Here is a 6,231-nt window from a genome sequence, read left to right as displayed (position 1 = left end):
CAGCGCCATCGGCAGATAGAGCACGTCGGCCGGCACCAGGAACACCGAGCTTTCGACGAAAGCGATGATCGCCAGCCACCATTCGGCGGATTTCCTTGCCGCCAGCGACAAGGTCCAGTCGTAAAGTCCCCGAAGCATCGGCACCCCTAATGTATGTCGTCCAAAAATGCGCAGCGGTTTTTGGGACAACGACATGCACAAACAAAGACCAAAAGCGCGCCACATGAATGTCTCCAGCCGCGACGCGCTTCAATGCGCAGCTTGTCTAGAAAGATTTTCCGCGCCGCACAATGGCCGTAGCTTCACGAAATCGGAGGCTGGGGGGGCGAGCGAAGGCCGGATACCGGGAATTGGCCAGTTGACGAACAGGCCTCCAACCGTATAGTCCGCGCCCATCCAGGCCGCCCGGCCTGAGCCCCTATGGCGGAATTGGTAGACGCGCTCGACTCAAAATCGAGTTCCGCAAGGAGTGCTGGTTCGACTCCGGCCAGGGGCACCACCCAAACAATTCAGACGATTTCAGAAGCGCTCAATTCGAGCGCTTTTTTATTGGTTTTCAGGCTGTTACCGGGCTTCCGACCGATCGAACCCTTTCACTCCATTTCATCCTTTCTCGCCTCTCAGGTGGGGTCTAAGGTGGGGCCTAGCGAATCTTCGAGGGTGGGGCCAGAACGACGTGGCGGGAGAGAAACTGTCGGCTGCGAAAGCCAAAGGCGCGTTGGCGCCGGGCCGATATCTCGACGGCGGCGGGCTCTACTTGCAGGTGAAACCATCCGGCACCCGCTCTTGGATTTTTCGATACAAGGTCGCCGGCAAACCTAAGTTCATGGGGCTCGGCCCCTTCCCTGCGGTGTCGCTCGCCAAGGCGCGAGAGAAGGCGAGCGAAGCGCGCGAGGTGCGCGCCGGTGGTCGCGACCCAATCCATCAGAAGAGACGCGCCGACGCCCAAGCAGCGCGCGAGACGGCCGGAGCCATCACATTCGAAAAGGCCACACTGTCATGCATCGCCGCCAAACAAGGCGAGTGGCGGTCGCCAAAGACGGCCTACATCTGGAATCACACTCTGAAGACGTATGCCTTCCCGATCATGGGCGCTCTGCCGATCGGCGATGTTGAATTGCAGCACGTCAAAGAGGCGTTAGAGCCGGTGCGCATGGCGAAGCCGGAGACGGGCCGGCGCCTGCGTCGGCAAATCGAGGCCGTTCTGACTTACGCCAAGGCGCACGGTTGGCGCACGGGCGACAATCCAGCGGCGGAGCGCCTTGTTGACGCTGTGATGGCGAAGCCAAACGGCGGTGCGGCCCATCATCCTGCTATGCGCTGGCAGGACGTTCCTGCGTTCATGGCTCGGCTGGACGATCTAAAGGATTTGTCCGCGGTCGCGCTGCGCGTCGTCATCCTAACGGCTTGCCGGACGAGCGAGGCGCTCGGCGCCCGGTGGGATGAAATCGATTTGAAAGGGAAGGTCTGGACCATTCCTAAGCCGCGCATGAAAGCCGGCAAAGAACACAAAGTGCCGCTATCGCGTGAAGCGGTCGCCGCGCTCAAAGCCGCTGCGCAATTCCGGCTAGCGAATTCCGACTATGTGTTTCCGGGCGCGCGGCTCGGTCAACCGTTATCGAACATGGCGCTGTTGACGTTGCTGCGACGCATGAAGGTCACAGGCGTGACCGTCCATGGCTTCCGCTCATCGTTTCGGGATTGGGCCGCAGAGACGACAGACTTCCAGCCCGAGATTTGCGAGGCCGCCCTTGCGCATCAGGTGGGGAACGCCGTCGAGAGGGCATACAGGCGAACGAGCTTCTTTGATCGCCGCCGGGATTTGATGGACGCTTGGGGCGCGTATTGTGATTCGGAAACGGTTTAGAGCCTGCCGATAATCGCGTCGAAACGGCCTTGGCACATTCGATCGGCAATGCCGACACTCTCGCGGCAATGGCTTACGACGACGGCGTTATCTTTAGCAGATAGTAACATGCCACAACAAAACTTATTGCCGACATCCATCCGAGCAAATGGGAAACATAATATGTCGTGTTTACGAAAAGCTCAGACTTACTTCCATTGCGAATACATTCCGCGCGCGCCTTATCTACATTTTGCCGGAATTCAGTCATCTCAGAATATAAAGGATGAATGGTCCTAATGGCGCTTATTTCAGAATCACAACTATGTGAATAAAACGTCGCATGGTGCATATAGTTGAAGTATATTGCCAATGCGCAAAAGAGCGCGCTAAAAAGCCCGACAGCAAAACCGATGATAGGCGCTATCAATAGCGAAAATTTCTGCGCCCAGGGCAAGGTTGCAATACCTATGAAGGACGCAACAACCGGAAGTGAGCCGAGGCCGGCGGCGTTTATCCAGACCAAATTCGTGACGATTAGTTTTGAGAACTCAATAGAAAGGCGTTGTGTTTCTAAGATGTGTTTTGCGTAAAGTTCTCGCACCTTTAGCTCGTGCTCATGCCAAACTATAATTTCAGATGTATCTCCCATCGCATTTCCTCGCTGAGAAAATCCACTTGTTTTCCGGTCTGGACAGTGACGAATCAGCTGCTAATGGCAATATCTTTGCGGATAGTTTCCGTTTGCATAAAGGGGAGGGTTACACTTTTCAACAGAAGGCCACTGCAACAATTTTTGGGGCTGCTAATTGAGCCCCATGCGCCCCACCCCGCCCACCATCGCCGATCTGCAAAGCCAAGGCGCCCGCGGCCTTAACTCTTCCCGGAATGGCCTTCGGTCAGACCTGCATCTATCGCCACAGCGACACTGGCAGGTGCCGGGAGGGCCATTGGGATAGCCGAGCTTCCCCGGATGGCGGTCAATATTGGCGCTACCAGAACGGCCGTTGGCAACATCGCCCTCATTGGGGCCGTTGGTAGGCGCGAGCGCGGCTTCAACGCACAGACGACAGGTTCGTGAACCTCAGCCCCTGTTTCGCCGTAGCCGCCACAGCTGCGCTTGAGTCCCACAAGTGCAGCCGTTTAAGCTCATGCGGAACAAAACCGTCGCCGGAGGGTTGTCGCCTGGGGCGCGAATACCATGACAGAACAAAACCGAAGAACGAACCCGCTCGGCCGCGAACCTCATCCGGAACTACCCTTCGCCTGTCTCAAACAAATCGGCAACGAGCTTCGGACTAAGCTCGCGAAAACGACCGCCGAGCCGTTGCCAGCCGAGCTTCAGGCGCTGTTGCTGAAATTGGAGCGGAAGCTTGATGGGAAGCGGTGACGCGGCTTGCGATAATAGGTCAGCCGATCAATGGTGGCGACGGACATAGCCCACGTAAAAACATGCCATCATAACCTCGGCGGTCGCGCGCGGGTCGCTATGTCCCTCAAAGATCAAAGGCGGCGCGCTCGGCGTGTCGCAATCAAAGACGAAATATCCGTCGGTGTCCGCGGTCGCGAAAGGCGTAAAACCATATGCGCGGCACGCTCTACCGTGGCGCTCGTCCAACAATTTCGCAGCGCGAATAGCGAATGTGACCCGGTTGCTTTGGCCTTTGGCGGCAATCTCCGCCCACTCTCGCGAGTCCAATGCCATGGCGGCCGTATCCGCGCGAACGTGATTTTTCTTATCGATCAGAACAATACGCGTCGGCGTCACCCTCTGCCGCAAAAGTAAACCATTGAGGTGTTAGCATAAATTGGTGATCGCACATATGGCGTTAACGATTTGGGGCGCGACTTTCGTTCTTGCGATGCAGCGCACCGCGAACACGCACACAAGGGGAGCCTCGTTTACGTGGCGGCATTATCGACGATCAGACAATGCGACTCGCCGCACCGCTATGCCGTGCGTTTCGTCGGAATTCTAATGGCGTCGCCCTCATAGCTACATGAGACGATCACCTTCGCACGGATAGCATTGGCAGCTTCGCTGACACATTTATCAAAGTGTGTGCTCGCAACGCCGCCGTAATCCCGATTGAGCAAATCCTGCACGCATCGCTCGCAACTAATTAGATACGCGAGTGCCAACGGCGGAACGGACTCAATGCTCGTTAGATCGGCCGCCTCTTGCCATTCTCGTTCGAACAATTGGCGCGCAAAACCGGGCAATGCTTCCGCAACCGATGACCTGAAGCGTTCCCGGAGCTTTCTCGCCGCGTCCTCGAATTGCTCGACGGCTTCGTGATTCGGCGGAAGTGAAATTGGACGCATAATGCGCTCCCATGTGGGGGCGCGACGCAATGTCGGCGCTTGAAACAATTATCCAGAAAACCTTTGTAGCTTATACCGAGCGGCGAGACAAGCTTATGTAAAATCCCCACCGGCATTGCAGGACCGTTAGCGCGGACTCGCCGCCAATCAGGTCGCGAGCGTCAACCGAGAAAAGGCCTCGCCTGTGAGGGCGAGGCCTATGCCAGGGGAAATTCGTATCGCTCAACACAACAATATTGCTCTGTCTGCGCTTTCAAGTCAACGGCATGGCTCTAATTCGCGTTATTTTTCCCCAACTTATCCGACATACGCCTTTGTCGTTGCGATCAATCCTCTTTCGCCGCGCGGGGCGGCCGAACGCCATCTTCGTCATCCCCGATCGCAGCCTTGATTTCCAGCGCAGCGGCTTGGGCGCAGTCATTGAATGACCGATCGGCGTCGACCTTGAAAGCGCCGTCCATAATAGCCCATGAGTTGCGCCGATGCTTGTGCACGATTTCCGCCAAGGGATGCGCCGCGCCGTCATCGTCGGCATTCATCGCCGCTTCAAGCGCGCGCCGCGCGAAGGGCGCCAACCGCTCGTAAACCGCGCATTCAAACGCGGCGGCGAACATTCGATTTGCGACAATCGCTTCGTCAACGGCCGGCTCAATAGTGGGGCGTGTAGGCGTATCCGTCATCGGGTTGGCTCCTAACGTTTGAGAGAAATTCAGGCGGCCCTCGCCAAGGTTTGTGATTGGCGAGCGGCAAGCTCGCGACGATCCTTGGCCACGCGCCACGCATGACCACTGCCCGATCTATCGGCGCGACATGTGCGGATGTTGTCTTGCGAGGTTTGCTCATTGACCGCCGGTCTCTGAAGCTTACGGCGTGAGATTGAGTGTGGTTGGTCGTCGCGCGCATTTTGCTGAGAATAGAACTATCTCGTTTTCTCCACGCTCTGTTTGAACCAGCGCCACATCGTCCTTATGCGCGGTTGCGGCAACAACGACGGGATTCGCCAAGCGGATTCCACGATGACCGCGAGCGAAACCCTCCGCCACAGTGAAATCCGTCGTCCAAGAGAGCCCGATAGGACCGGACGACTGCCCGCGAAAAATATTCAATTCTTGTGGCAGGTTATTATACGCGGCGGCGTCGTTTGATCCCAAGTGATCTGCACGCCAGCATTGTCGGCGTCGGCATAAGACATCCTCGAAAAGCAGATGCGGTATTCTGTCGAAACCGCTCCATTCCGCTGCCAATGCGCGCCAGAAAAAGTTCAGCCTCATGTGCGGCTCTAATATCAAAAACTCTTCCGGCCGCGCCTTGGAGCTAAAAAGACTCAGGTATGAGCCAAGAGCATCTAACGCGCCTTCATCGGCGCCTGTTGCGGCGAGCGCCTGATAATCCTGTAAGCGCTTATTTTTTAGCTCGACGAAATTGAGCGCAGTCATCCGCTTGTCCTCCTTTCCGGCTCACCATTCCGTGACGGCCTGAAGCTTAGTAGTGTATTCATATAGACGAGTCAACGCTTAAATCTGTCATACGATGTATAGTGTCTATTTCTACATGTCGCAACATTCACACGACAAAGACTAGAGACGAAAAAAGCGCCGCCAACCTTTCGGCTAGCGGCGCTCCCCACCTACTCAGGAGATTTTGCTTGACCCTATGGGCGGATTTGTCTGCGCTCGTTTGCAGCGCGCCGGGCTCCACCCATAGGTTCGCCGTCAAGCGCGACGTGGAGTCTTGCCCGGCTATTCGTGAAACTTGGAAATTTCTGGAAATCGATCCGTGCGCAGATGGCGCGGCGTGCGCATGTAGGCAATCACGTCGCGAGCGCCGAGATAGACGCCATAGACGAAACATGTCGCCGCGAACCACGCGAACGCCGTCACGATCGCAACGCCGATCTGCGCGGCAAGAGGTAATTCGCCGATCGTCATGGCTGCGGAACCCCCAAGCACTTAAGCTCGCATTCTACGCGCGAAACGCCGTCGTCGCTCACGCTCGCGACTTCATACATTTGGCCATCGCAGCGACGAACGATCCTGTCGCCGTGGTTTATCGCGAACGGC

At 56.8% G+C, this 6,231-nt stretch carries 7 protein-coding genes, 1 tRNA gene and 1 pseudogene; 2 read left to right on the top strand and 7 right to left on the bottom strand.

Translation table 11 applies throughout. The features are described from left to right. Window positions 1-138, bottom strand: a pseudogene (locus ACR65W_RS13735) (YqaA family protein); the annotation flags it as partial. Window positions 139-414: 276 nt separating this feature from the next. On the opposite strand from ACR65W_RS13735, the gene ACR65W_RS13730 reads away from it, so the two are divergent. Together ACR65W_RS13730 and ACR65W_RS13725 are read left to right on the top strand one after the other, a co-directional pair. Further along, a tRNA-Leu gene (locus tag ACR65W_RS13730) sits at window positions 415-499 on the top strand. Window positions 500-676: 177 nt separating this feature from the next. Then, the gene (locus tag ACR65W_RS13725) at window positions 677-1,867 is read left to right on the top strand and encodes a tyrosine-type recombinase/integrase (protein WP_434499424.1); all 1,191 of its coding nucleotides are present in this window, start codon (window positions 677-679) and stop codon (window positions 1,865-1,867) included. A 73-nt stretch (window positions 1,868-1,940) separates the two neighbouring features. Here ACR65W_RS13725 and ACR65W_RS13720 read toward each other — a convergent pair whose 3' ends face one another. The 6 genes from ACR65W_RS13720 to ACR65W_RS13695 form a co-directional block, all read right to left on the bottom strand. Further along, the gene (locus tag ACR65W_RS13720; protein ID WP_434499423.1) at window positions 1,941-2,498 is read right to left on the bottom strand and encodes a hypothetical protein; all 558 of its coding nucleotides are present in this window, start codon (window positions 2,496-2,498) and stop codon (window positions 1,941-1,943) included. A gap of 765 nt (window positions 2,499-3,263) precedes the next feature. Further along, a complete protein-coding gene (locus ACR65W_RS13715; protein ID WP_434499421.1) occupies window positions 3,264-3,614 on the bottom strand; it encodes a hypothetical protein in 351 nt (116 codons plus the stop codon). A gap of 182 nt (window positions 3,615-3,796) precedes the next feature. Then, on the bottom strand, window positions 3,797-4,171 hold the full coding sequence (locus ACR65W_RS13710) for a hypothetical protein (protein ID WP_434499420.1): 375 nt from the start codon (window positions 4,169-4,171) through the stop codon (window positions 3,797-3,799). Window positions 4,172-4,497: 326 nt separating this feature from the next. Next, window positions 4,498-4,851, bottom strand: coding sequence for a hypothetical protein (locus tag ACR65W_RS13705; protein ID WP_434499419.1), 354 nt, complete (start codon window positions 4,849-4,851; stop codon window positions 4,498-4,500). A 183-nt stretch (window positions 4,852-5,034) separates the two neighbouring features. Continuing rightward, window positions 5,035-5,607, bottom strand: coding sequence for a hypothetical protein (locus tag ACR65W_RS13700; RefSeq protein ID WP_434499418.1), 573 nt, complete (start codon window positions 5,605-5,607; stop codon window positions 5,035-5,037). Window positions 5,608-5,910: 303 nt separating this feature from the next. Next, on the bottom strand, window positions 5,911-6,120 hold the full coding sequence (locus ACR65W_RS13695) for a hypothetical protein (RefSeq protein ID WP_434499417.1): 210 nt from the start codon (window positions 6,118-6,120) through the stop codon (window positions 5,911-5,913). Window positions 6,121-6,231 lie beyond the last annotated feature (111 nt).

Origin of the sequence: Methylocystis sp., from assembly GCF_051062815.1 — a bacterium.
Lineage (GTDB): Bacteria > Pseudomonadota > Alphaproteobacteria > Rhizobiales > Beijerinckiaceae > Methylocystis.
The sequence above is the reverse complement of the archived record's forward strand: the minus strand, read 5'-3'. Positions and strand labels throughout refer to the sequence as shown.